Annotated in this window: 19 protein-coding genes; 11 read left to right on the forward strand and 8 right to left on the reverse strand. The window is 53.2% G+C overall.

All coding sequences use genetic code 11. The features are described 5' to 3' along the window. Nucleotides 1-159 precede the first annotated feature (159 nt). Both mobB and mobA read right to left on the reverse strand, forming a co-directional pair. Nucleotides 160-666, reverse strand: coding sequence for a molybdopterin-guanine dinucleotide biosynthesis protein MobB (mobB, locus tag HZZ01_RS19970; RefSeq protein WP_179899188.1), 507 nt, complete (start codon nucleotides 664-666; stop codon nucleotides 160-162). Nucleotide 667: 1 nt separating this feature from the next. Continuing rightward, nucleotides 668-1,234 carry a molybdenum cofactor guanylyltransferase MobA gene (gene mobA / locus HZZ01_RS19975; protein ID WP_179899189.1) on the reverse strand — a complete coding sequence of 189 codons (567 nt, stop codon included), beginning with the start codon at nucleotides 1,232-1,234 and terminating at the stop codon, nucleotides 668-670. A 47-nt stretch (nucleotides 1,235-1,281) separates the two neighbouring features. Between mobA and HZZ01_RS19980 the strand changes: the two genes are divergently transcribed. From HZZ01_RS19980 to polA, 4 genes are all read left to right on the forward strand, one after another. Continuing rightward, entirely contained in the window at nucleotides 1,282-1,557 is a 276-nt protein-coding gene (locus HZZ01_RS19980) for a YihD family protein (protein WP_179899190.1), read from the forward strand. A gap of 45 nt (nucleotides 1,558-1,602) precedes the next feature. Continuing rightward, complete coding sequence (locus tag HZZ01_RS19985; RefSeq protein WP_179899272.1) at nucleotides 1,603-2,589, forward strand: serine/threonine protein kinase; 987 nt, start codon at nucleotides 1,603-1,605, stop codon at nucleotides 2,587-2,589. A gap of 26 nt (nucleotides 2,590-2,615) precedes the next feature. Beyond that, nucleotides 2,616-3,245 carry a thiol:disulfide interchange protein DsbA gene (dsbA, locus tag HZZ01_RS19990; RefSeq protein WP_003850731.1) on the forward strand — a complete coding sequence of 210 codons (630 nt, stop codon included), beginning with the start codon at nucleotides 2,616-2,618 and terminating at the stop codon, nucleotides 3,243-3,245. A 377-nt stretch (nucleotides 3,246-3,622) separates the two neighbouring features. Beyond that, nucleotides 3,623-6,409: a DNA polymerase I gene (gene polA, locus HZZ01_RS19995; protein WP_179899191.1), complete on the forward strand. Its 2,787-nt coding sequence runs from the start codon at nucleotides 3,623-3,625 to the stop codon at nucleotides 6,407-6,409. Nucleotides 6,410-6,826: 417 nt separating this feature from the next. Here the strand turns inward: polA and yihA are convergent, their stop codons facing one another. After that, on the reverse strand, nucleotides 6,827-7,462 hold the full coding sequence (gene yihA, locus HZZ01_RS20000; RefSeq protein ID WP_179899192.1) for a ribosome biogenesis GTP-binding protein YihA/YsxC: 636 nt from the start codon (nucleotides 7,460-7,462) through the stop codon (nucleotides 6,827-6,829). Between the two features lie 552 nt (nucleotides 7,463-8,014). Between yihA and yihI the strand changes: the two genes are divergently transcribed. Both yihI and hemN read left to right on the forward strand, forming a co-directional pair. After that, entirely contained in the window at nucleotides 8,015-8,539 is a 525-nt protein-coding gene (gene yihI, locus HZZ01_RS20005) for a Der GTPase-activating protein YihI (RefSeq protein ID WP_179899193.1), read from the forward strand. Between the two features lie 233 nt (nucleotides 8,540-8,772). Further along, the gene (gene hemN / locus HZZ01_RS20010; protein WP_179899194.1) at nucleotides 8,773-10,146 is read left to right on the forward strand and encodes an oxygen-independent coproporphyrinogen III oxidase; all 1,374 of its coding nucleotides are present in this window, start codon (nucleotides 8,773-8,775) and stop codon (nucleotides 10,144-10,146) included. 41 nt (nucleotides 10,147-10,187) lie between these two features. On the opposite strand, the gene glnG is transcribed toward hemN, so the two are convergent. From glnG to glnA, 3 genes are all read right to left on the reverse strand, one after another. Further along, nucleotides 10,188-11,597: a nitrogen regulation protein NR(I) gene (glnG, locus tag HZZ01_RS20015; RefSeq protein ID WP_010258440.1), complete on the reverse strand. Its 1,410-nt coding sequence runs from the start codon at nucleotides 11,595-11,597 to the stop codon at nucleotides 10,188-10,190. A 7-nt stretch (nucleotides 11,598-11,604) separates the two neighbouring features. Then, nucleotides 11,605-12,654: a nitrogen regulation protein NR(II) gene (gene glnL, locus HZZ01_RS20020; protein ID WP_179899195.1), complete on the reverse strand. Its 1,050-nt coding sequence runs from the start codon at nucleotides 12,652-12,654 to the stop codon at nucleotides 11,605-11,607. Nucleotides 12,655-12,792: 138 nt separating this feature from the next. Continuing rightward, the gene (glnA, locus tag HZZ01_RS20025) at nucleotides 12,793-14,202 is read right to left on the reverse strand and encodes a glutamate--ammonia ligase (protein ID WP_179899196.1); all 1,410 of its coding nucleotides are present in this window, start codon (nucleotides 14,200-14,202) and stop codon (nucleotides 12,793-12,795) included. Nucleotides 14,203-14,639: 437 nt separating this feature from the next. Here glnA and typA point away from each other — a divergent pair, with 437 nt between their 5' ends. From typA to fabY, 5 genes are all read left to right on the forward strand, one after another. After that, on the forward strand, nucleotides 14,640-16,463 hold the full coding sequence (gene typA / locus HZZ01_RS20030) for a ribosome-dependent GTPase TypA (protein ID WP_179899197.1): 1,824 nt from the start codon (nucleotides 14,640-14,642) through the stop codon (nucleotides 16,461-16,463). A gap of 209 nt (nucleotides 16,464-16,672) precedes the next feature. After that, a complete protein-coding gene (yihX, locus tag HZZ01_RS20035) occupies nucleotides 16,673-17,269 on the forward strand; it encodes a glucose-1-phosphatase (protein ID WP_179899198.1) in 597 nt (198 codons plus the stop codon). A 3-nt stretch (nucleotides 17,270-17,272) separates the two neighbouring features. Next, nucleotides 17,273-18,142 (forward strand): virulence factor BrkB family protein, encoded by an 870-nt coding sequence (locus tag HZZ01_RS20040; protein WP_179899199.1) that lies wholly within the window; start codon nucleotides 17,273-17,275, stop codon nucleotides 18,140-18,142. After that, nucleotides 18,139-18,579 carry a D-aminoacyl-tRNA deacylase gene (dtd, locus tag HZZ01_RS20045; RefSeq protein ID WP_179899200.1) on the forward strand — a complete coding sequence of 147 codons (441 nt, stop codon included), beginning with the start codon at nucleotides 18,139-18,141 and terminating at the stop codon, nucleotides 18,577-18,579. The genes HZZ01_RS20040 and dtd overlap by 4 nt, the downstream gene beginning before the upstream one ends. 56 nt (nucleotides 18,580-18,635) lie before the next feature. Further along, nucleotides 18,636-19,583 (forward strand): fatty acid biosynthesis protein FabY, encoded by a 948-nt coding sequence (gene fabY / locus HZZ01_RS20050; protein WP_090967234.1) that lies wholly within the window; start codon nucleotides 18,636-18,638, stop codon nucleotides 19,581-19,583. A 33-nt stretch (nucleotides 19,584-19,616) separates the two neighbouring features. Here the strand turns inward: fabY and HZZ01_RS20055 are convergent, their stop codons facing one another. Both HZZ01_RS20055 and HZZ01_RS20060 read right to left on the reverse strand, forming a co-directional pair. After that, nucleotides 19,617-21,296: an AsmA family protein gene (locus HZZ01_RS20055; RefSeq protein WP_179899201.1), complete on the reverse strand. Its 1,680-nt coding sequence runs from the start codon at nucleotides 21,294-21,296 to the stop codon at nucleotides 19,617-19,619. Nucleotides 21,297-21,414: 118 nt separating this feature from the next. After that, complete coding sequence (locus HZZ01_RS20060; protein ID WP_179899202.1) at nucleotides 21,415-22,788, reverse strand: NCS2 family protein; 1,374 nt, start codon at nucleotides 22,786-22,788, stop codon at nucleotides 21,415-21,417. Nucleotides 22,789-22,824: the final 36 nt, after the last annotated feature.

Here is a 22,824-nt window from a genome sequence, read left to right on the forward strand (position 1 = left end):
GAACTCAGAAGTGAAACGCCGTAGCGCCGATGGTAGTGTGGGGTCTCCCCATGCGAGAGTAGGGAACTGCCAGGCATTATATAAGTGAAGAAGCCCCGCACGGAAGTGCGGGGCTTTTTTACGTCTGCAGATCGTGAAAAAAAATTCTAATTACCTGATTCAGAACTTTTTCAGCCAGCCAGCAATGAAATCTGCAACGCTATCCGGACGATTTATATCCAGTACCGGCACGCTCAACGCTAATTTCTGGTCGCTGGCGACGGCGATCACCTGCTCATCCAGCAACTCATCGATCCCTCCCTTGATCCCGGCACGCCATAGAACAATTTTAGGCACCGGTTCCTCTTTAAAGCCCTCGACCAGCACTATCTCCAGCGTAGAGTGATCCATGCGGCTGAGCAGATAAGGCAAATCAATCGACGTTTTTTCCGGCGTTTCACACATCAATGCCCATCGCTCTGAACTGGCTACCATCACCTGACTGGCCCCGGCTTTTCTTAGCAGATAGCTGTCTTTACCTGGCGTATCCACATCCATCTGATGATGCGTGTGCTTAATCAGTCCGGCGCGAATACCCCGACTACTAAGAATTGGTATAACCTGCTGCAACAACGTCGTTTTGCCGGTTCCACTCCAGCCAGCAATCGCGAGTAAGGGGACTGACATATTAACCTCTCTCATTCAGATCATCAGGCGTATTGATATTGCGGAAGGCGGCTTCATCATCATCGAGCTGAACAGCATGACCGCCGTGATCGCGCAGGAAGTGCATCAGACGTCGTTCACCAGCCTCAAGGTATTCATAAAGAGGTGCAGCCAAATCACGGTGAATCAGAGCAAGCGTCGGGTGATCACGCAACTGTGAGCGAACCCAGACGGCCGGTGCTTCTCCGCGTTGTTCGACCAGTTGTTCAACGAAGTTAAGAGGAATGGCAGGCGTATCACAGGAGCAAAAAACAGCCCATTCGCCGTCGATGGCGAGCAACGCACTGTAGATACCAGCCAGCGGACCCGGATAATTATCAAAAACATCCTGAACAACCCGATACCCGCTTAACTGATAACGATCAATATTGCGATTGGCGTTAATCATGACAATGTCGACTTGTGGCCTGAGCCGTTCAAGGACATGCTGATAAAGCGGCCTGCCCTCCAGTTGCACTAATCCTTTGTCCTGACCACCCATACGGCGGCCCAGACCACCGGCCAGAATGATGCCGGTTAATATTGTCATGACTATACCCTCGCTGATGACACACTGTGAATACGGGAGAAACCTGAATGAAATGCCATCGTTTAAACGAATTGATCGAGTTGCTACAACCCGCCTGGCAAAAAGAGCCTGACCTGAATCTGGTCACATTTTTACAGAAACTGGCTCAGGAATCTGGATTCCGTGGCCCGTTAAGTGAATTAACTGACGATGTATTAATTTACCATCTCAAAATGCGTGACTCAGCCAGCGATGATGAGATCCCTGGGCTGAAAAAAGACTATGAAGTTGATTTCAAAACAGCCCTGCTCCGCGCAAGGGGGGTCATTAAACAGGACAAGTAGTGTTATCCTTGGCTGCTATTTGCAAGGGCAACCACAGGTAACATGATGAGCGACGCTGCTTTTAACTTCCAGACATTGAATCCCGACGTATTGCTTGATGCGCTGTGGGATACAGGAATTCGCGTCGAATCAGGTCTGACAGCCCTGAACAGCTATGAGAACCGGGTTTATCAATTCAGCGATGATGAAAAACGCCGCTATGTTGCGAAGTTTTATCGCCCGCAGCGCTGGCGTGCTGAACAGATTGCTGAAGAGCATCAGTATGCACTCGATCTGCTGGCTGACGAGGTGCCCATCGCGGCGCCACTGCGCTTAAAGGGCGAGACACTGCACAGCCACGCAGGCTTCTTCTTTGCCGTATTTCCCAGCCTGGGTGGACGGCAATATGAGACAGACAATGAAGATCAGATGGAATGGGTAGGCCGCTTTCTGGGCCGCATTCATCAGACCGGGCGTAAAGCGCTGTTTAGCCAGCGGCCGACGATGGGGCTGGATGAGTACCTGCATGAGCCCCGGCAGGTGCTGGAGCAATCGCTATTAGTGCCTGCATCGCTTAAGGCTGCATTACTACAGGCGATTGATAAGCTGGGTAACGCGCTGCAGCAACAATGGCACACGACGTGGGAGCCGCTACGATTACATGGCGACTGCCATCCGGGTAATATCCTGTGGCGTGATGGACCGCTGTTCGTCGATTTGGATGATGCCCGTAATGGCCCGGCGGTACAGGATCTGTGGATGCTGATCAGCGGCGACAGACAGGAACAGCGTATTCAGTGGGATATTCTGCTGGAGGCTTACAGTGAATTCAGTGATTTTGATATTAATGAATTGTCACTGATTGAACCTTTACGCGCTATGCGCATGGTTTATTATCTGGCCTGGGTTGTCCGACGCTGGCAGGATCCCGCTTTTCCTCGCGCTTTCCCCTGGATGACAGATGAAGATTTCTGGCGCAGGCAAATTTCACTCTTTACCGAGCAGGAGAAGCTGTTGCAGGAACCTCCTCTGCAGCTGACACCGCAATATTAATGACGTAGTCAGGAGAATTTTTCACGATGAAAAAAATTTGGTTTGCACTGATGGGTTTAGTGCTGGCATTCAGCGCGTCTGCTGCCCAGTTCACTGAAGGTAAACAATATGTAAGTCTGCCGAAACCCGTGGCCGGCGAACCTCAGGTGATGGAGTTCTTCTCCTTCTTCTGCCCGCACTGCTATCAGTTTGAACGCATTTATCACGTCAATGACGCGGTGAAAAAGAATCTGCCTGCTGACACTAAACTGGTGAAATACCACGTCGATTTCCTCGGTGGTGACCTGGGACCGGTTGTGACTCAGGCCTGGGCTGTGGCGATGGCGCTGGGCGTTGAAGATAAGGTGACAGTACCGATCTTTGATGGCATTCAGAAAACACAGACCATCACCGATCCTGCCAGTCTGAAGGAGACCTTTGTCAAAGCGGCCGGTATCTCCGCTGCTGACTACGATGCTGCATGGAACAGCTTCGCTGTAAAAGCGCTGGTTGCACAACAGCAGAAAGCTGCTGCGGATGTTGATCTGCGCGGTGTGCCAGCGATGTTCGTGAATGGTAAATATATGGTGAACAACGGCGGCCTCGATACCAGCTCTATGGATAATTTCGTCGCAGACTATGCCAACGTGGTTAAATTCCTCGTAAGCCAGAAGTAATCAGCCTTACCATCCCATTTAACGCCAGCTCTGCTGGCGTTTTTTTATGCCATTGAACAGAGACGCAAATTTTGTCCATCTCCAGTGCATAAATTTAATATCCACACAAGGGATCACGTAATTAAAATTGCCGATCGGGTCACGGAAATTAAATAAACAAATGAAAAATATAGACTTTATCCGGGGTTAAAATCTTTAAGATCCTGAAATACAGCGCGTTATAATTTTTACGCACAAAGTTATCCACAGAATGATCGTTGCGATCTTACCTCCAGAACCGTCAAAAACGCTACATATCCTGCGCCTTAGTTCACCATTTCCGCCAGCTTGTGGCATCCTTATAGACCAACCCATAGCAACGAAGACTACACAGACTTATGGCGCAAATAGCAGAAAATCCCCTCATTCTGGTTGATGGCTCATCCTATCTTTATCGCGCGTATCACGCGTTTCCGCCGCTGACCAATAGTGCAGGTGAACCCACTGGCGCCATGTACGGCGTGCTTAACATGCTGAAAAGCCTGCTGGCGCAATACAATCCGAGTCACGTTGCTGTGGTGTTCGATGCGAAGGGCAAAACCTTCAGGGATGAGTTGTTCGAGCATTACAAATCTCACCGTCCGCCGATGCCAGACGATCTGCGGGCGCAGATCGAGCCGCTGCATGAGATGGTACGGGCGATGGGGCTGCCGTTGCTGGCTGTGAGCGGCGTTGAAGCCGATGATGTCATCGGTACGCTGGCGCTGGAAGCGGAGAAAAAAGGCCTCTCAGTACTAATCAGCACCGGCGACAAAGATATGGCTCAGTTGGTCACCCCAGCCATCACGCTGATTAACACTATGAGCAATACCATTCTGGGCCCGGAAGAGGTTGAGCAGAAATATGGTGTGCCGCCCGCCTTGATCATCGATTTTCTGGCCATGATGGGCGACAGCTCAGATAACATCCCAGGCGTGCCGGGTGTGGGTGAGAAAACCGCACAGGCTCTGCTACAGGGTCTGGGCAGCATGCAGACGATCTATGACAATCTGGACAAAGTGGCCGATCTCGGATTTCGTGGTGCTAAAACCATGGCGACCAAACTTGAGCAGAATCGTGATGTGGCGTTTCTCTCCTATCAGCTGGCGACCATCAAGACGGACGTTGAGCTGGCGCTGCCCTGTGAAGAGCTCACGGTCACTGAACCCAACGTTGAGGCACTGCAGACCCTGTTCAGTCGTTATGAGTTCAAACGCTGGCTGAGTGACCTGCAGGACGGTAAATGGCTGCAGGGCAAAAAGAGTCATACTCAGGCGCAAACGGCGCTGTCCGATGAACCCGTTGCTGTAGTTGAAACCAGCAGCGTGTTACCGACCGAGGGTTATGTCACGATCCTGGATCAGGAACACTTTGATAGCTGGCTGGAGAAGCTGAAAAAAAGCGAAGTGTTTGCCTTTGATCTGGAGACCGACGCGCTGGATACCCTGAGCGCTAACATCGTCGGTATCAGTTTCGCGGTGGCGCCCGGTGAAGCCGCCTACCTGCCGGTTGCTCATGACTATCTTGATGCGCCTGATCAACTGGATCGTGCAGCCGTTCTGGCACAGCTCAAGCCCTTGCTGGAAGATGAAAACGCCTGGAAAGTGGGCCAGAACCTGAAATACGATCGTGGCGTCCTGAAGAACTACGACATTGAACTGGCCGGTATCAAATTCGACACCATGCTTGAGTCCTATATTCTCAACAGCGTGGTGGGTAAGCATGACATGGATAGTCTGGCCGCTCGCTGGCTTAACCATAAAACGGTCACCTTCCAGGAGATCGCCGGTAAAGGCAAAAATCAGCTGACGTTCAATCAAATCGCGTTAGAGCAGGCATCGCATTATGCTGCCGAAGATGCTGATGTGACCCTGCAATTGCATCTGAAGATGTGGCCAGAGCTGGAGAAAGAAGCAGGCCCGAAAAAAGTCTTCGAGCAGATTGAGATGCCGTTACTGACGGTGATTTCCCGGATAGAGCGCAATGGCGTGCTAATCGATCAATCCATCCTGGCGCAACACTCTAAAGAGCTGACTGCCCGACTGGCGGAGCTGGAGTCAAAGGCGCATGAGCTGGCAGGCGAACCCTTTAATCTCTCATCCACCAAACAGCTTCAGGTGATCCTGTTTGAAAAGCAGGGGATTAAACCCACGAAGAAAACACCCGGCGGTGCGCCTTCAACCAGCGAAGAAGTGTTAGCTGAGCTGGCACTCGACTATCCGCTGCCTAAGGTGATTCTTGAGCATCGTGGCTTATCCAAACTCAAGTCGACCTATACGGATAAACTACCGCTGATGATTAATTCGATAAGCGGGCGCGTGCATACCTCATATCATCAGGCTGTTACCGCCACCGGACGTTTATCTTCTGCCGATCCGAATCTGCAAAACATCCCGGTGCGTAATGACGAAGGACGCCGAATTCGTCAGGCATTTGTGGCGGCCAAAGGCCATCGCATTGTGGCAGCAGACTATTCACAAATTGAGTTGCGTATCATGGCGCATCTCTCCCAGGACAAAGGATTGCTGGACGCGTTTGCCCAGGGCGAAGATATTCACCGCGCCACGGCATCCGAAGTGTTTGGTGTGGCGCTGGATAAGGTCAGCGGCGAACAGCGTCGCAGCGCCAAGGCGATCAATTTTGGTCTGATTTATGGCATGAGCGCATTTGGTCTGTCGCGTCAGCTAAATATCGGTGCGGGCGAAGCGAAGAAGTATATGGACCTCTACTTTGAACGCTATCCGGGCGTACTGCGCTATATGGAGAACACCCGCCAGCTGGCCGCAGGTAAGGGCTATGTCGAAACGCTGGAAGGCCGTCGTCTATGGCTGCCAGATATTAAATCCAGCAACGCGATTCGTCGGAAAGCCGCAGAACGCGCCGCGATCAATGCGCCAATGCAGGGAACGGCAGCAGATATTATCAAGCGCGCGATGATTGCTGTGGATGAGTGGCTGGAACAGCAAAAAGATAAAGACGTCCGAATGATCATGCAGGTTCACGATGAACTGGTATTCGAAGTGAAAACGGAGGCGGTTGAAGAGGCCAGCCAGAAAATTCGTGCGCTGATGGAAGGCAGCGTTCAGCTTGACGTCCCTTTGCTGGTCGAAGTCGGGGTAGGCAACAACTGGGATGAAGCCCACTGATTCACGTCCTGAGGTCGGTTCCGCAGGGCGGTATCGGCCAGTGATCAGCTATAAGAAAATCGTTTGATTAACCGGTTTAGCGTGGTGAAAACGGGCATTGAGAGAAAGTGCTTTTCTAACTACTTATCGTCTAAACACTTTTTTCGTCATTAAACTACATCGCAACGCTATTTTTGTGATGTGCATGGTAAAAAAAGCCCTGTTTGATGTAAGTAAGCAACAAAAAAGCCTTTGTCACGCACAGAAAATCAGGTAAAGTTCGTCGCGTAGGGTACAGAGGTAAGATGTTCTATCTTTCAGACCTTTTACTTCACGTAATCGGATTTGGCTGAATTTAGCCGCCCCAGTCATTCTGTGACTGGGGCGTTTTTTATTGGGCTTTTTGCATCGCCAGCTTCAGCAGCACAGGGCTGCCACTTACTCTTCCGCGTCCTGATCCTCAACCGCAGGTTCAAGCGTATTAAACCAGCTGTCCAGCTTCTGACGAACCTTATCCACACCGATTTTCTTCAGCGATGAAAAGAGTTCTACCTGCACATCACCAACAAAATCGAGTGCGGCTTCACGCACGACATTGAGCTGTGCTTTTCGGGCACCTGAAGCCAGTTTGTCTGCTTTAGTCAGAAGCAACAGCACCGGAATGCCGCTTTCTACTGACCACTGAATCATCTGCCGGTCGAGATCTTTCAGCGGGTGACGGATATCCATCAGGATTACCAGGCCTTTCAGCGCCTGACGTTTTTGCAGGTATTCACCTAGCGCGCGCTGCCACTTCAGCTTCATCTCTTCCGGGACTTCGGCATAACCGTAACCGGGCAGATCGACCAGACGCTTACCCTCTTTAACCTCAAACAGGTTAATCAACTGCGTACGCCCTGGCGTTTTACTGGTACGCGCCAGACCCTTCTGATTGGTTAACGTATTCAGCGCACTCGATTTTCCCGCGTTCGAGCGGCCAGCGAAAGCCACTTCAATTCCGGTATCGGCAGGCAGATGGCGGATGTCCGGCGCGCTCATGACAAAGTGGGTAACGTGATAATTCAATTCAGACAAGGTGACACTCCAGAAAACGCATTAATGCAATGCGGGCGATTATACGCGTTATGGCGCTAAAGTGCTCAACAGCGTCTCATTAGCCACCTTTGTAAGAGATTTGCCATTGAGGCTGCAGGTTATTTCGCTTTTTAACTGAATTATTAAAAATAAAAATAATTATAATTCAATGCTTTAGAATGAATCGTTCTTTTTTCGAACAAACTATTTGCGGCGCTGACTTGAGGCTTTTACCAGTTGGTCTACATTAATGTGCAGTGCACGGCAGCACCCATCAGGATGATGTGCTCAGGGATACCAGGAGGGTTTTGAGCGTTGGAATGGACCAGGTCAGGGATTGCGGACCAGACAGGGATAAGGAAAAGCTCAGGAGTTGAGCAGGCGCGGGATTGACTGGGATGTTACGAGCCGAAAAGGATTTAAAACATGATTCCTTCCTGTGAAGGTATGAAATAAGGCGACAGCTTGAGCTGTCGCCTTTTTTCTTTGTCTACTTTCTGCTAGATTTCGCCGCAATTCTATACTGAATAAAAAAAGCCGGGACCGAATACTATGAAGCAACCTGCACGAGCTGCTCACGGCAAACCTGCCGTTAAAGCCAAACGCAAATCGCGTGACGATATCAACCATGAAGCACGCGATCGTAAACGTGATAAAAAGCATCGCGGACATGCATCTGGTAGCCGTGCTAATCCGACGGCATCCGAAAACAATGGCGGAAGTCAGACGAATAATGTGAAAGATCCGCGCATCGGGAGTAAAAAACCGGTGGCGCTGATTGCTGACGGGAAAACCACAGCCGTTAAGCCAAAGAAAAGCGTTGAAAAACCAGCCGCTGAGAAGAAAGTACGCCTGACGCCAGAAGAAGAACTGGCGAAGCTGGAAAATGATGAGCGTCTGGATACGCTGCTGGATCGGCTGGAAAATGGCGAAACGCTGTCGGCTGAAGATCAGGGTTGGCTGGATGCCTCGCTGGACCGTATCGACGAACTGATGGAGCAGTTGGGCATTGTGATGGATGATGCCGAAGATGAGCAGGCTGAAGAGGATATGTATCGTCTGCTGAAGGGCAACTAAGCAAATTTGATCGGCATGCGGTTTCCGCATGCCGCGCTTATCAGGTAAACGACAATGTTTTGGCCTGGATCAATTTTCGCGCTGCTGGCGACGTGTTATCTGCTGTGGTTATTGTTTAAACTACGACGCCTGTCGCGGCTGAAGCAACGTTTACGTCGGGTCTCATCCCGCTCACCTTTCATCTCCTCTTCTTCGCGACCTTCTCTCAGACGACGTCACCGGAAGGAGTGAGCATGCCATCGCAGCAGATTGAGTGGGATCAGGCGTTAATTGAAAAGTACAATTACGCTGGCCCGCGTTATACCTCTTATCCCACCGCGCTGGAGTTCAGCGAGCAGTACACGGAAACTGATTTCCAGCATGCCGTCGCGCGTTATCCTGATCGTCCGCTATCGCTCTATGTTCACATTCCCTTCTGTCATCGTCTCTGCTACTTCTGCGGCTGCAATAAGATTGTGACGCGCCAGCGCCACAAAGCAGACCGCTATCTGGATGTGCTTGAGCAGGAGATTATTCAGCGTGCGCCGCTGTTTCGTGAGCGTAAGGTCACACAGCTTCACTGGGGGGGCGGCACACCAACCTTCCTCGACAATGCGCAGATTTCGCGGCTGGTGGGTTTGCTGAAGCAGCACTTCAGCGTGACCGATGATGTTGAAATGTCGATCGAGGTTGATCCCCGGGAAATTGAGCTTGATGTGATCGATCACCTTGGATCGCTGGGATTTAATCGTCTGAGCATGGGCGTGCAGGATTTCAATAAATCGGTGCAGGAACGGGTTAATCGGGTACAGGACGAAGAGGTGATTTTCGGCCTGATGGCGCGCGCGCGTGAACAGGGCTTCAGCTCAACCAGCATCGACCTGATCTATGGTTTGCCCCTGCAGACGCCAGCCAGCTTTGCCTGGACGCTGGAGCGGGTCATGGCGCTGAATCCGGATCGCCTTAGCGTGTTTAACTATGCGCATCTGCCGGCCATGTTCGCAGCACAGCGCAAAATCAAAGAGGATGAACTGCCCTCCGCTCAGCAAAAGCTGGATATTCTGCAGCAGACCATCGCGACCCTGACTCAGCAAGGCTACCAGTTTATCGGAATGGATCACTTTGCGAAGCCGCAGGATGAGCTGGCCATCGCGCAGCGTGAAGGGCAGTTGCATCGCAATTTCCAGGGATACACGACGCAGGGCGACAGTGACTTACTGGGGCTTGGCGTCTCAGCCATCAGCATGATTGGTGACAGCTATGCGCAGAACCAGAAAGACCTTAATACCTGGTATAGTCGTGTGGAACAGCAGGGAAATGGCCTGTGGCGCGGTATCGCCCTAACCGACGATGATTGCCTGCGTCGTGATGTGATTAAAACGCTGATTTGTAACTTCTCGCTGGATTTTGCCGCGACAGAAGCGCGATGGCGAATTCGCTTCATCGACTATTTTGCTGAGGATCTGGCGCTGCTGAAACCGTTAATCGCTGACGGGCTGGTTGTACAAGCGGCTGGCGGGCTTGAGGTGACGGGAATTGGCCGCTTACTGATTCGTAATATCTGTATGTGCTTTGATCGCTATCTGCGTCAGAAAGCGCGTCAGCAGCAGTTTTCGCGCGTTATCTGAAGAAACGGGCTGGCAGGTCATGCCAGCCCGAACCGAACCGCTTATTCCATGCCAAGCTCTTTCAGCTTGCGCGTCAGGGTGTTTCGTCCCCAGCCCAGCAAACGTGCCGCTTCCTGCTTGTGGCCTTGCGTATGACGCAGCGCAGTGGTGAGCAGCGTACGCTCCATCTCCGGCTGTGCCTCCGACAGTAGATTCTGATGACCGGAACGCAGGGCGCGGTCGGCCCACTGTGCCAGCAGCGTTGCCCAGCTGTCAGGCAGCGACTGTACCGGATTTTCAGGGGTGCTGGATTCAAACAGTTCGCCGGGCAGATCCTGAATCAGCACTTCCTGACCCGCAGCCATTACCGTCAGCCAGCGGCAGGTATTCTCCAGCTGACGCACGTTACCGGACCAGTGCAGCCGGGTTAAGGCTGTTTCGGTTTCCGGATGCAGAATCTTCGCTTCCACGCCCAGCTCACGTGCCGCCACCTGCAGGAAGTAACGCGCCAGACGCGGGATATCTTCGCGACGCTCACGCAGCGGCGGCAGATGCACGCGGATCACATTCAGGCGATGGAACAGGTCCTCACGGAACTTGCCTTCCTGCACCCGTAACTCCAGGTTCTGGTGGGTTGCGGCGATAATACGCACATCCACTTTGACTGGCGCATAGCCACCGACGCGATAGAACTGACCATCGGCCAGCACGCGCAGCAGACGGGTCTGCACATCCAGCGGCATATCACCGATCTCATCCAGAAACAGCGTGCCGCCATCCGCCTGCTCAAAACGGCCCTGACGGATCTGGTTCGCCCCGGTAAAGGCGCCTTTCTCGTGACCAAACAGTTCTGACTCAATCAAATCTTTGGGTATTGCCGCCATATTCAGCGCGATAAAGGGCGCTTTAGTGCGTGGGCTATGGCGATGCAGCGCATGGGCTACCAGCTCCTTACCGGTACCGGACTCACCGTTGATCAACACGCTGATCGAAGAGCGTGATAACCGTCCGATGATGCGGAACACATCCTGCATCGCAGGGGCTTCACCAATGATATCGGTGGTCGGTCCGCTGACCGGCTGATTACGCGGTTGCTGCTGCTCCTGATAATGACTGATAGCACGTTCTACCAGCGCCACCGCTTCGTCAATATCAAACGGTTTAGGCAGGTAATCAAAGGCACCCTGCTGATAGGCGCTGACGGCAGCATCCAGGTCCGAATGCGCTGTCATTATGATGACCGGAAGCATCGGATGACGTTGTTTAATCTGTTTCAGCAGCGCCAGGCCATCCATACCGGGCATGCGAATGTCTGACAGTAAAACGTCCGGGGTTTTGGTTGAGAGGGCATCCAGCACCTCGCTTGCGCTATCAAAAGTCGCACAGCTCAAACCGGCTCCAGTGAGCGCGCGTTCAAGCACCCAGCGGATGGAGCTATCGTCATCGACGATCCAGACTATCCCTCGTTGCATAGAAACCTCACTGGCGAATAGGCAGGTAAACCGAAAATTCGGTGTGTCCTGGCCAACTGTTAAATTCTATTTTTCCTGAATGTTGATCAATCAGGCTACGGGCGATGGAGAGGCCTAAACCGGTTCCGCCTTCACGTCCGCTGACCATCGGATAAAACAGCGTATCCTGCAGCTGGGCCGGAATGCCGGGACCATCATCTTCAATATCTATACGTGCCACCAGGCGATAACGCGTGCCGTGCAGCGTGAGCTGGAAAGCCGTGCGGGTGCGGATAATGATGGTGCCGCCATCGTCTCCCAGCGCCTGAAGCGCATTGCGCACCACGTTAAGCAGCACCTGTTCGATCTGATCGGGATCGTGCGGCAGTTCTGGCAGGCTGGGATCGTAATCCCTTACCAGCGAGACATTATCCGGCAGCTCCATCGACACCAGATTAACCACCCGTTCAGCGACCTGATGAATGCTCTGCGTGATGTGCATGCCAGGCTGCTGCGGCCCTAAAAGGCGATCCACCAGGTTCCGCAAGCGGTCGGCCTGTTCAATAATCACTTTGGTGTATTCGTTCAGCGAGGGATCGGGCAGGGCGCGGGATAAAAGCTGTGCCGCACCGCGCAATCCGCCCAGCGGATTTTTAATCTCATGGGCCAGACCGCGAACCAGATCGCGAGCGGCTACCTGCTGGGCATGCTGTAACTGCTCCTGACTAAGCCGGCGCTGATTATCCATCGGCGCCATTTCCATCAGAATTAAACCATCGGGTAACCGCTGGGCGGTCAGCGACATAATGTGTGCGCGACCATCAACGACCAGCGTAACCTCACTGTCAGTAAATCCCTGGCCAGCCTCAAGACTCTCGCGCATCACCTCAATATTCAGCGAAAAGTAGCCGGTTAACTCCGGTAACGGCGTGCCGAACAGTTTGCGTGAGCTTTGCGCCAGTAATTGCTGCGCCGCCGGGTTGGCGTAATGAATAACCAGATCGTTATCCACCAACAAAATACTGTTGATTAAAGCGTTGAGTATCTGCCCTGCATCGGGCAGAGAGCCAGTTGCCATAAAACGTTCCTCTGCACCAACCCGGTGCATTTTAGTCTTAAAGCCGAAAGGAGGGCGAATGAACGGTGAATTCGCGGAGAAAAAAGCCCATCCGAAGATGGGCTAAAAGTTTCCACGGCAACAAAATCGTTTGACCAGTTAAACGCTGTAGTAAAGCTCGAACTCAACCGGATGTGGCGTCATGCGAACGCGATCCATCTCTGCTTTACGCAGTTCGATGTAAGCCTCGATCGATTCGTCAGTGAATACACCGCCACGGGTCAGGAACTCGCGGTCTTCGTTCAGTGCATTCAGCGCTTCTTCCAGAGAACCTGCAACTTTTGGAATCTCAGCTTCTTCTTCCGGTGGCAGGTCATACAGGTTCTTATCCATCGCATCGCCAGGATGGATTTTGTTGATGATGCCATCCAGGCCAGCCATCAGCAGAGCGGTAAACGCCAGGTATGGGTTAGCCGCTGGATCCGGGAAGCGCGCTTCGATACGACGAGCTTTCGGGCTGGCAACAACCGGAATACGGATTGAGGCTGAGCGGTTACGGGCAGAATAAGCCAGCATAACCGGTGCTTCGTAACCCGGGACCAGACGCTTGTAAGAGTTGGTGGTCGGGTTCGCCAGTGCGTTGATTGCTTTAGCGTGCTTGATGATACCGCCAATGTAGAACAGCGCCATTTCAGACAGGCCGCCGTACTTATCGCCGGCAAACAGGTTCTGGCCACCTTTAGAGAGTGACATATGGCAGTGCATGCCTGAACCGTTGTCGCCAAACATTGGCTTCGGCATAAAGGTCGCCGTTTTGCCGTAAGCGTGGGCAACGTTATGAACGACATATTTGTAGATCTGAATTTCGTCTGCTTTTTTAGTCATGGTATTGAAGCGGGTTGCCACTTCGTTCTGACCTGCAGTCGCCACTTCGTGGTGATGCGCTTCAACAACCAGGCCCATCTGCTCCATCGTCAGACACATGGCAGAACGGATGTCCTGTGATGAGTCGACTGGTGGAACCGGGAAGTAGCCGCCTTTCAGGCCTGGACGGTGACCTTTGTTACCGCCTTCGTACTCTTTACCGGTGTTCCATGCCGCTTCGATATCGTCGATAGCCACATGTGAACCGGAAGTCGATGAACCGAAACGAATGTCATCGAACAGGAAGAATTCTGGTTCTGGTCCAAACAGCACCGTATCCGCGATGCCGGAAGAGCGCAGGTAATCTTCAGCGCGCTTAGCGATAGAGCGTGGGTCGCGGTCGTAGCCCTGCATAGTGCCTGGCTCAAGAATGTCACAACGGATAATCAGCGTAGAATCTTCGAAGAACGGGTCCATGACCGCCGTGGTGGCGTCAGGCATCAGCACCATGTCTGATTCGTTAATGCCTTTCCAGCCGCCAATAGACGAACCATCGAACATTTTGCCTTCTTCGAAGAAGTCAGCATTAACCTGGTGAGCAGGGATCGTAACGTGCTGTTCTTTACCTTTGGTATCGGTAAAACGCAGGTCAACAAACTTAACTTCATGCTCGTTCATCATCGAGAGAACGTGTTCAGCGGACATACTCAACTCTCCTGGAAATGGTCTTTCATTATCTACATGGCGAGGAAACGTCGTTTCCGGAATCCGTGGAAGGACAAAATTCCCTGACCCACTTCTTTCGGCACGCTCTTCAACCGACAACTGACTGGCGTTTACGCTTGATTTAGATAAAGCGAATTCTGTGCCAACTTTCCTGATGTTGCTTAAATCGCCTTGTGCTGCACCTTTATGTCATTACACGGCTGCACCATGATGATTTTTGCGCACCATAATGGTGCTTTTTGATGATCGCCCAGCACTATTTTGGTGCATAAGACCAACTTAGTGCATTTTCTGCACCGGGAATAGGGCAAATATGCATCTATCTAATAAACTTTCAGTGAAAAGTGTGATGGTGTTCAGTCTTCCGCTTAATCAGTGTACAATAACGCGCTATTTCTAATGCCTGAGGCAAAGCTGTGATCGAAAATTTGCGTAACATCGCCATCATCGCGCACGTTGACCATGGAAAGACCACCCTGGTTGACAAACTGCTGCAACAATCCGGTACTTTTGATGCCCGTACCGAAGCAACAGAGCGCGTGATGGACTCCAATGATTTGGAGAAAGAGCGTGGGATTACCATCCTCGCAAAAAACACCGCCATTAAGTGGAATGACTACCGTATCAACATCGTTGATACCCCGGGACACGCCGACTTCGGTGGTGAAGTTGAGCGCGTCATGTCCATGGTGGACTCGGTGCTGCTGGTTGTAGATGCGATGGATGGCCCTATGCCGCAAACCCGCTTCGTGACCAAAAAAGCGTTCGCGCATGGTCTGAAGCCGATTGTGGTTATCAACAAAGTAGACCGCCCTGGTGCGCGTCCGGATTGGGTTGTAGATCAGGTATTTGACCTGTTCGTTAACCTGGATGCCACTGACGAGCAGCTCGACTTCCCTATCATTTTCGCCTCTGCGCTGAATGGTATTGCAGGTCTTGAGCACACCGACATGGCTGACGATATGACCCCGCTGTATCAGGCAATCGTTGACCATGTTGCGCCTCCGAAGGTTGAGGCTGATGCCCCACTGCAGATGCAAATCTCTCAGCTGGACTACAACAACTATCTGGGCGTGATCGGCATCGGCCGCATCAAGCGCGGTAAAGTTAAGCCTAACCAGCAAGTCACTATCATCGATAGCGAAGGCAAAACCCGTAACGGTAAAGTCGGTAAAGTTCTGACTCACCTGGGTCTTGAGCGTATCGACAGCGATCTGGCAGAAGCGGGTGATATCATTGCTATCACCGGTCTGGGCGAGCTGAACATCTCTGACACTATCTGTGATCCACAGAACGTGCAGGCGCTGCCAGCACTGAGCGTCGATGAGCCAACCGTAACCATGTTCTTTAACGTCAACACCTCACCGTTCTGCGGTAAAGAAGGCAAGTACGTGACTTCACGTCAGATCCTTGAGCGTCTGAACAAAGAACTGGTTCACAACGTGGCACTGCGTGTTGAAGAAACCGAAGATTCTGACGCCTTCCGCGTATCAGGTCGTGGTGAGCTTCACCTCTCTGTTCTGATCGAAAACATGCGTCGTGAAGGCTTCGAGCTGGCAGTATCCCGTCCGAAAGTTATCTTCCGTGAAATCGATGGCCGTAAACAAGAGCCATTCGAGAACGTCACGCTGGATATCGAAGAGACGCATCAGGGTTCTGTTATGCAAGCCATGGGTGAGCGTAAAGGCGATCTGAAAAACATGGATCCGGATGGCAAAGGCCGCGTACGTCTCGACTACGTGATCCCAAGCCGTGGCCTGATTGGCTTCCGTAACGAATTCATGACCATGACTTCCGGTACCGGTCTGCTCTACTCTACCTTCAGCCACTACGACGATATCCGTCCGGGCGAAGTGGGCCAGCGTCAGAACGGCGTCCTGATCTCTAACGGTCAGGGCAAAGCTGTAGCGTTCGCGCTGTTCGGTCTGCAGGATCGCGGTAAGCTGTTCCTGGGCCACGGTGCAGAAGTCTATGAAGGCCAGATCATCGGTATTCACAGCCGTTCTAACGATCTGACAGTGAACTGTCTGACCGGTAAGAAACTGACCAACATGCGTGCTTCAGGTACCGATGAAGCAACAACACTGGTTCCACCGCAGAAAATGACGCTGGAGCAGGCGATCGAGTTCATTGATGATGACGAACTGGTAGAAGTGACGCCACTGTCAGTGCGTATCCGTAAACGTCATCTGACTGAAAACGACCGCAAACGTGCTTCACGTGGTCCTAAAGAGGCATAACTGCCTCTTTAAATGATAAAGAGCCCCGCATGCGGGGCTTTTTTTTGCCTGAAATTCGGGCTTCTCAAGCCGGGCCAGCGAATATTTGTGCGAGTTGCTGCGCGCTTAACCCACCTCCTGCCGTTTGCGCTTTTCTCTCCCCGAGTGCCTGTTCAGCCTGCACTTTTGCCGCTAGAGTGAATACTCCAGGGAACAGAAGGAGAGACACCATGCTGTATATCTTTGATTTGGGCAATGTGATTATCGATATCGACTTTAACCGCGTGCTGGGTGTCTGGAGTGACTTTAGTCGTGTACCGCTGGCTTCGCTGCAAGGCCATTTCCAGATGGATGAAGCGTTTGAGCAACACGAACGTGGCGAGATCAGTGATGAAGATTTCGCGCTGGCGCTGTGTGAGAAGCTCGAAATCGCGCTGAGCTATGAGCAGTTCGCGGCGGGCTGGCAGGCTGTCTTCGTTGACGTGCGGCCGGAAACCCTGGTGCTGATGAACCGGCTGCGGCTGGAAGGTCATCGCGTGGTTATCCTCTCTAACACTAACAAGCTACATTGCGAATTCTGGCCGACCCAGTACCCGGATGTGCAGCAGGCGGCAGATAAAATCTATCTCTCTCAGGAGTTAGGCATGCGTAAACCGGAAGCCCGGATTTATCAGCATGTGCTGGACGCAGAAGGTGTGACTGCCGATCAGACGGTGTTCTTTGATGACAATCCACAGAATATTGAGGCGGCCCGCGCTCTGGGTATTGAAAGTGTACTGGTTACTGACAGTAAAACGGTACCCAGCTGGTTTGCAGGTTTACAGTAACTCATGATGTCACGTAAATTTCGTCCTGGGCTGCACGCGTTCTGGTTATGGCTCAGGTTGTTGTGGAAACGCATTGATGAGGATGGCATGACGACCCAGGCCGGTAATCTGGCTTATGTCTCACTGCTGGCGCTGGTACCACTGATTGCAGTGGTATTTGCTCTGTTTGCGGCGTTTCCGGTCTTCTCTGATATCAGCGTGCAGTTAAAGCAGTTTGTCTTCAACAATCTGATGCCCGCTGCCGGTAACACGCTGCAACGCTATCTTGAGCAGTTTGTGGCTAACGTAAACCGGATGACGGCGGTCGGGGCGGTTGGCCTGATCGTGACCGCCTTACTGCTGATGCATTCGGTCGATACCGCGTTAAATACCATCTGGCGCAGCAATAAGAAGCGGCCAATGGTTTACTCCTTTGCGGTCTACTGGATGATCCTGACGCTCGGCCCATTGCTGGCTGGTGCCAGCCTGGCGATCAGCTCCTATCTGCTGTCGCTACGGTGGATTAATGCGACTGGCGTCACCAGCCTGGTCGATCAGATGCTGCGCATTTTCCCGCTTCTGCTGTCGTGGCTCGCCTTCTGGTTGCTCTACAGTATTGTTCCCACCCAGCGTGTGCCGCCGCGGGATGCGCTGATTGGCGCGCTGGTAGCCGGTGCGCTGTTTGAGCTGGGTAAAAAGGGCTTTGCGCTCTATGTTACTATGTTCCCTTCCTATCAGCTGATCTACGGCGTACTGGCCGTGATCCCTATTCTGTTTCTCTGGGTCTACTGGACCTGGTGTATTGTGTTGTTAGGCGCTGAAATAACCGTCGCGCTCGCCGACTATCGGGAGTTAAAAAAACAACACAGAGAAGAGCAACGCGAGGAAACATGATTGCATTGATTCAGCGCGTGCAGCGCGCCAGCGTCAGCGTTGACCAGACAGTGATTGGTGAAATCGGTGGCGGGTTACTGGTTTTGCTGGGCGTGGAAAAGGGGGATGACAACGCGCGTGCGGAGCGTCTCGCAGAACGCGTACTGGGCTATCGCATCTTTAGTGATGAGCAGGGAAAAATGAACCTGAGTGTTCGCCAGGCGGGCGGAAGCGTGCTGGTGGTGTCGCAGTTTACGCTGGCCGCAGATACGCAAAAAGGGATGCGCCCCTCATTTTCGGGTGGTGCTGAGCCTGTTGAAGCCGAACGTCTGTATAACTATTTCAGCGACTACTGTCGTCGCCAGCAGGGGATTACCACGGCGAACGGCCGTTTTGCTGCAGACATGCAGGTCTCGCTGGTGAATGATGGTCCTGTGACATTCTGGTTGCAGGTGTGAGATCGTCAGCTGAGCGGCAGGGAACGGGCCACATATCCGAGCGGGAGAAACATTACATGTATCACCTTCGCGTGCCACAGACGGCGGAAGAGCTGGATATCTATTATCAGTTCCGCTGGGAGATGTTACGTAAACCTTTGCGTCAGCCACAGGGATCGGAACGTGATGCCTGGGATGCCCTGGCGCATCATCAGATGGTGGTTGATGAACAGGGAGATCCGGTTGCCATTGGCCGTCTCTATATCAATGCCGATAATGAGGCCGCTATCCGTTTCATGGCCGTTCACCCTTCGGTGCAGGGGAAAGGGCTGGGTACGCTAATGGCGATGACCCTGGAGTCCGTGGCGCGTCAGGAAGGGGCTAAGCGGGTGACCTGCAGTGCCCGCGAAGATGCTGTCGCGTTCTTTGCTAAACTCGGCTACATCAACCAGGGCGAGATTACCGCGCCACAGACGACGCCGGTACGCCACTTTCTGATGATCAAGCCGGTCGTCACGCTCGATGATATCCTGCATCGTGCCGACTGGTGCGGGCAGCTGCAGCAGGCCTGGTATGATCACATCCCGCTCAGCGAGAAGATGGGAGTCCGTATTCTGCAGTTTACCGGCCAGAAATTTATCACCACCATGCCGGAAGCCGGCAACCAGAATCCACACCAGACACTGTTCGCCGGCAGCCTGTTCTCGCTGGCAACGCTGACCGGCTGGGGATTGATCTGGTTGCTGCTGCGTGAGCGCCATCTCGGCGGTACCATTATTCTGGCGGATGCACACATCCGCTACAGCCATCCTATCAGTGGACGGCCTGGCGCGATTGCCGACCTCGGCTCACTAAGTGGCGATCTCGATCGTCTGGCGCGTGGACGTAAAGCGCGCGTGCAGCTTGAGGTGGAGCTTTTTGGCAATGATGAGTGTGGCGCGGTGTTTGAAGGGGTCTATATCGTCCTGCCCGCCGATCCGGATGGGCCGCTGGAAGAGGGCGGTTCCGGCGCACGTATCAATTAACATTAAGGGCCGCATCTGCGGCCCTTAATGTTGTTAATGTACCTGGCCTGCCTGCATGGTCTGCTGTACCTGCTGATTGTCCGTTGTCACCGACAGCGTGCCATTAACAGTCGGGCGTAATGGCTGGCCTGCGGCTAATGCGCCGCTCAGTTGCAGCTGAATATTGCTGTCACCGGTTAATGGCAATGCGGGCCATCCCCAGTTCTGCAATACATTCACCGGCACCGCGCGACCCGTCAGTTGCAGCGTCAGCGGACGCGCTGGCTGCTGGCCTACGGTAGCCGTTCCTTCAAGCAGTCCTTTGTTACTGAACGCACTCAGCTCGGTAACCTGAATCTGCTGCGGGTCCGCACTCAGCGCAATCGACGGATGACGCAGATCGGTACGGTTAAAGGTCGACTCTGCCGCGTTCAGGCTAAGTTTACCCGACCAGATCCCCCACTGATGCTGCTGCGCCAGCAGCAGGTTCTCGCCGGAGCCATCCAGTGAGGTCAGCTGGAAGGGAAACGCCGGATTGATGTCGATAATCAGGTTACGGTTAGAGGTGAAACGCGTCACTTCTACGCTATCCAGCCACTCAGGCAGTGTCGCCTGCCAGCGGTCACGCCAGTCCTGCGGCAGGGTGTATTCCAGTCCGGCAACGGCCAGATTTTTCAGCGTCAGGCGTTTATTGCTGCGTGACCAGTCACCGTCAGCCCGAATCACCCCATTCGCCCAGCGCGAACTGAACTGCGTCAGCGCCAGACCCTGCGGGGAGAAGTCCAGATTAACGATGGGATCATTAAGCTCGAATCCACCGTTGATAAAATTGCTGGCATTCAGCGCCAGCGAACCATCGTTACTCTGCCAGTCATCTCCCTGCCAGCTAACGTTTCTCAGTGTCAGATCCAGATCCGTCACCGCCCAGTCAGGCCCCTGCAGACGGGCGTCGGTCATGTCGAGTCGTGTAATGGCAATAGAGGGAACAACCTGCAGGCTATGCAGGAAATCTTTCAGGCTGCTGGTGGTCTGCAGACGAATGTCGTTCAGTCGCAGCTGATTAATTTTCCAGTTGCCCTGGGCATCGCGCTCACCGTTACCGGTCATGGAGCCACGCGCCAGATCGGCACCAATATTGTCAAAGCGCATCCGCCCCTGAGAAACACTCCCCTGAATCAGGACGTTTTCACCCGGTACCTTATTCAGCGTCATGCTGCCTGCACTCATCTGGAAACGGGCATCGCGACCCAGCATATCCAGGGCTGTGGGTTTCCACGGCAAAATGCCGCCATTAACCTGCTGAGCAAACAGCGGTAATGCGCTGTTGGGGCTGTCGATGCGCATATTATTAAGTTGCAGGCGATCGGCCTGAATCGGTAGCGCGCTGCCTGGTGCGAGATTGGCCAGATTGACTTCTCCATCGCGCAGCTCAAGACTGCTGAAATGGAACGGATCGCTGAACTGAATCAGTGCCAGACCGAGATCAACACGTTTCGCCACCAGCACTGCAGGCTGCCCATCATGACCAAAGCTGAAGTCATCCAGAATGATGTGAGAGGGAGAGGAGAAATTGTGTTCAATTTTACTCAGGGAGAGATGCCATTCGGTTTTGTCGCTCACCCAACGGCTAAACCAGCCTGCACCCCACTGTGTCTGCAGCAGTACATAGATCACGACCAGGGTGAAAAGCAGCAGCAAAAGTAAGGTGAGGAAAAACTTTCCAAGAAATTTCATAGCATCCTTCCCGAGTTAAATCCGGTGAGAGGTTGTTATGCCTGAATTACCGTTACAGCTCAACAGCCTGGATGTAAATCCGAATAATTAGCAGGCAGGCCGAAGCCTGCCTGTGGCCTTACTTCTCTTGCGGAAAAATCAGGTTAAGCACGATTGCGGTAATGCCGCCCGCCGCAATGCCTGAAGAGAGCAGGGTTTTCAGCCAGTCAGGCGCAAACTGCAGGATCAGCGGCTGCTGGGAAACGCCCAGGCCCACCGCCAGTGACAGCGCGATAATCATAATGGCGCGGCGGTTAAGCGGCTCACGTGACACAATGCGAACACCCGAGGCGGCGATGGTACCGAACATCACAATGGTTGCGCCGCCGAGTACCGGTTCAGGGATCATCTGCACCAGACCGCTCACCGCCGGGAACAGCCCCAGCACAATCAGCATCAGCGCAACAACAAAGCCCACGTAGCGGCTGGCTACGCCGGTTAACTGAATCACACCATTGTTCTGACCAAAGCAGGAGTTAGGGAAGGTATTAAACAGCGCGGAGACAAAAGAGTTGAGGCCGTTAGCCAGCACGCCGCCTTTCAGGCGTTTCATATAGAGGGGGCCGCTGACTGGCTGCTCTGACACATCCGAAGTGGCGGTGATATCACCGATGGTTTCCAGGGAGGTCACCATAAACACCAGCATCAGCGGGATGAGGAGATTCCAGTCGAATCCCAGTCCGTAATAGAGCGGGGTCGGCACTACAATCAGCGGCTGATTATCGGGGATACCGGCTGCAGGCAGCATGCCCATCGCCCAGGCCAGCAGATAGCCCACGGCCATCGCAATCACCAGGGAGGCAACGCGCAGGTAGGGGTTCTTCTGCCGGTTAAGTAGCACGATCACCAGCAGCACGGCGCCGGCCAGCATCAGATTTTTTGGCGCGCCAAAGGTATGGTCGTTCATCGCGCTGAAACCGCCGCCAATTGAGGTCAGTCCCACCTGAATCAGTGACAGCCCAATAATCATCACCACGATACCGGAAACCAGTGGCGTAATAATCCGGCGAGCCAGATGCAATACGCGTGACAGCACCATTTCGGTACAGGAAGCCACCATCAGCGTGCCAAATAGCGCCGCCATCATGGTGGGCACGTCAGCGCCGCCATTTTTCAGCGCCATACCACCCATTATCAAAGGCGTGACGAAGTTGAAGCTGGTGCCCTGAATCGACAGCAGGCCCGAACCCACCGGCCCCCAGGTTTTGATTTGCAGCAGTGATGCCACGCCCGAAGCAAACAGCGACATGCTGATAACGTGCCGGGTATCTTCTGCGGGCAGGCCCAGCGCCTGACAGATCAGAATGGCGGGTGTGATAACCGCAACAAACATCGCCAGCAGATGCTGACCCGCGGCAAACAATGTTTGCGGCAGAGGTGGACGATCTTCAAGACGATAAATCAGTTCGCTTTGCGTGGCGGAAGGCTGGTCTGGCTGAGGATTGGTGGACATCGTCTGTTCTTCCCAAAAAATAATGTGGCGATTGTA

The sequence above is a fragment of the Pantoea sp. WMus005 genome (assembly GCF_013415305.1).
In the GTDB taxonomy this organism is placed as follows: domain Bacteria; phylum Pseudomonadota; class Gammaproteobacteria; order Enterobacterales; family Enterobacteriaceae; genus Pantoea; species Pantoea rara.

Coding starts and splice junctions, on each gene's coding strand:
- yihX (WP_179899198.1), top strand. CDS start 16,673: ATGCTGTATATCTTTGATTTGGGCAATGTGATTATCGATATCGACTTT.
- HZZ01_RS20055 (WP_179899201.1), bottom strand. CDS start 21,296: ATGAAATTTCTTGGAAAGTTTTTCCTCACCTTACTTTTGCTGCTGCTT.
- HZZ01_RS19980 (WP_179899190.1), top strand. CDS start 1,282: ATGAAATGCCATCGTTTAAACGAATTGATCGAGTTGCTACAACCCGCC.
- glnG (WP_010258440.1), bottom strand. CDS start 11,597: ATGCAACGAGGGATAGTCTGGATCGTCGATGACGATAGCTCCATCCGC.
- yihI (WP_179899193.1), top strand. CDS start 8,015: ATGAAGCAACCTGCACGAGCTGCTCACGGCAAACCTGCCGTTAAAGCC.
- mobA (WP_179899189.1), bottom strand. CDS start 1,234: ATGACAATATTAACCGGCATCATTCTGGCCGGTGGTCTGGGCCGCCGT.
- HZZ01_RS20040 (WP_179899199.1), top strand. CDS start 17,273: ATGATGTCACGTAAATTTCGTCCTGGGCTGCACGCGTTCTGGTTATGG.
- polA (WP_179899191.1), top strand. CDS start 3,623: ATGGCGCAAATAGCAGAAAATCCCCTCATTCTGGTTGATGGCTCATCC.
- hemN (WP_179899194.1), top strand. CDS start 8,773: ATGCCATCGCAGCAGATTGAGTGGGATCAGGCGTTAATTGAAAAGTAC.
- dtd (WP_179899200.1), top strand. CDS start 18,139: ATGATTGCATTGATTCAGCGCGTGCAGCGCGCCAGCGTCAGCGTTGAC.
- glnA (WP_179899196.1), bottom strand. CDS start 14,202: ATGTCCGCTGAACACGTTCTCTCGATGATGAACGAGCATGAAGTTAAG.
- glnL (WP_179899195.1), bottom strand. CDS start 12,654: ATGGCAACTGGCTCTCTGCCCGATGCAGGGCAGATACTCAACGCTTTA.
- dsbA (WP_003850731.1), top strand. CDS start 2,616: ATGAAAAAAATTTGGTTTGCACTGATGGGTTTAGTGCTGGCATTCAGC.
- HZZ01_RS20060 (WP_179899202.1), bottom strand. CDS start 22,788: ATGTCCACCAATCCTCAGCCAGACCAGCCTTCCGCCACGCAAAGCGAA.
- HZZ01_RS19985 (WP_179899272.1), top strand. CDS start 1,603: ATGAGCGACGCTGCTTTTAACTTCCAGACATTGAATCCCGACGTATTG.
- fabY (WP_090967234.1), top strand. CDS start 18,636: ATGTATCACCTTCGCGTGCCACAGACGGCGGAAGAGCTGGATATCTAT.
- mobB (WP_179899188.1), bottom strand. CDS start 666: ATGTCAGTCCCCTTACTCGCGATTGCTGGCTGGAGTGGAACCGGCAAA.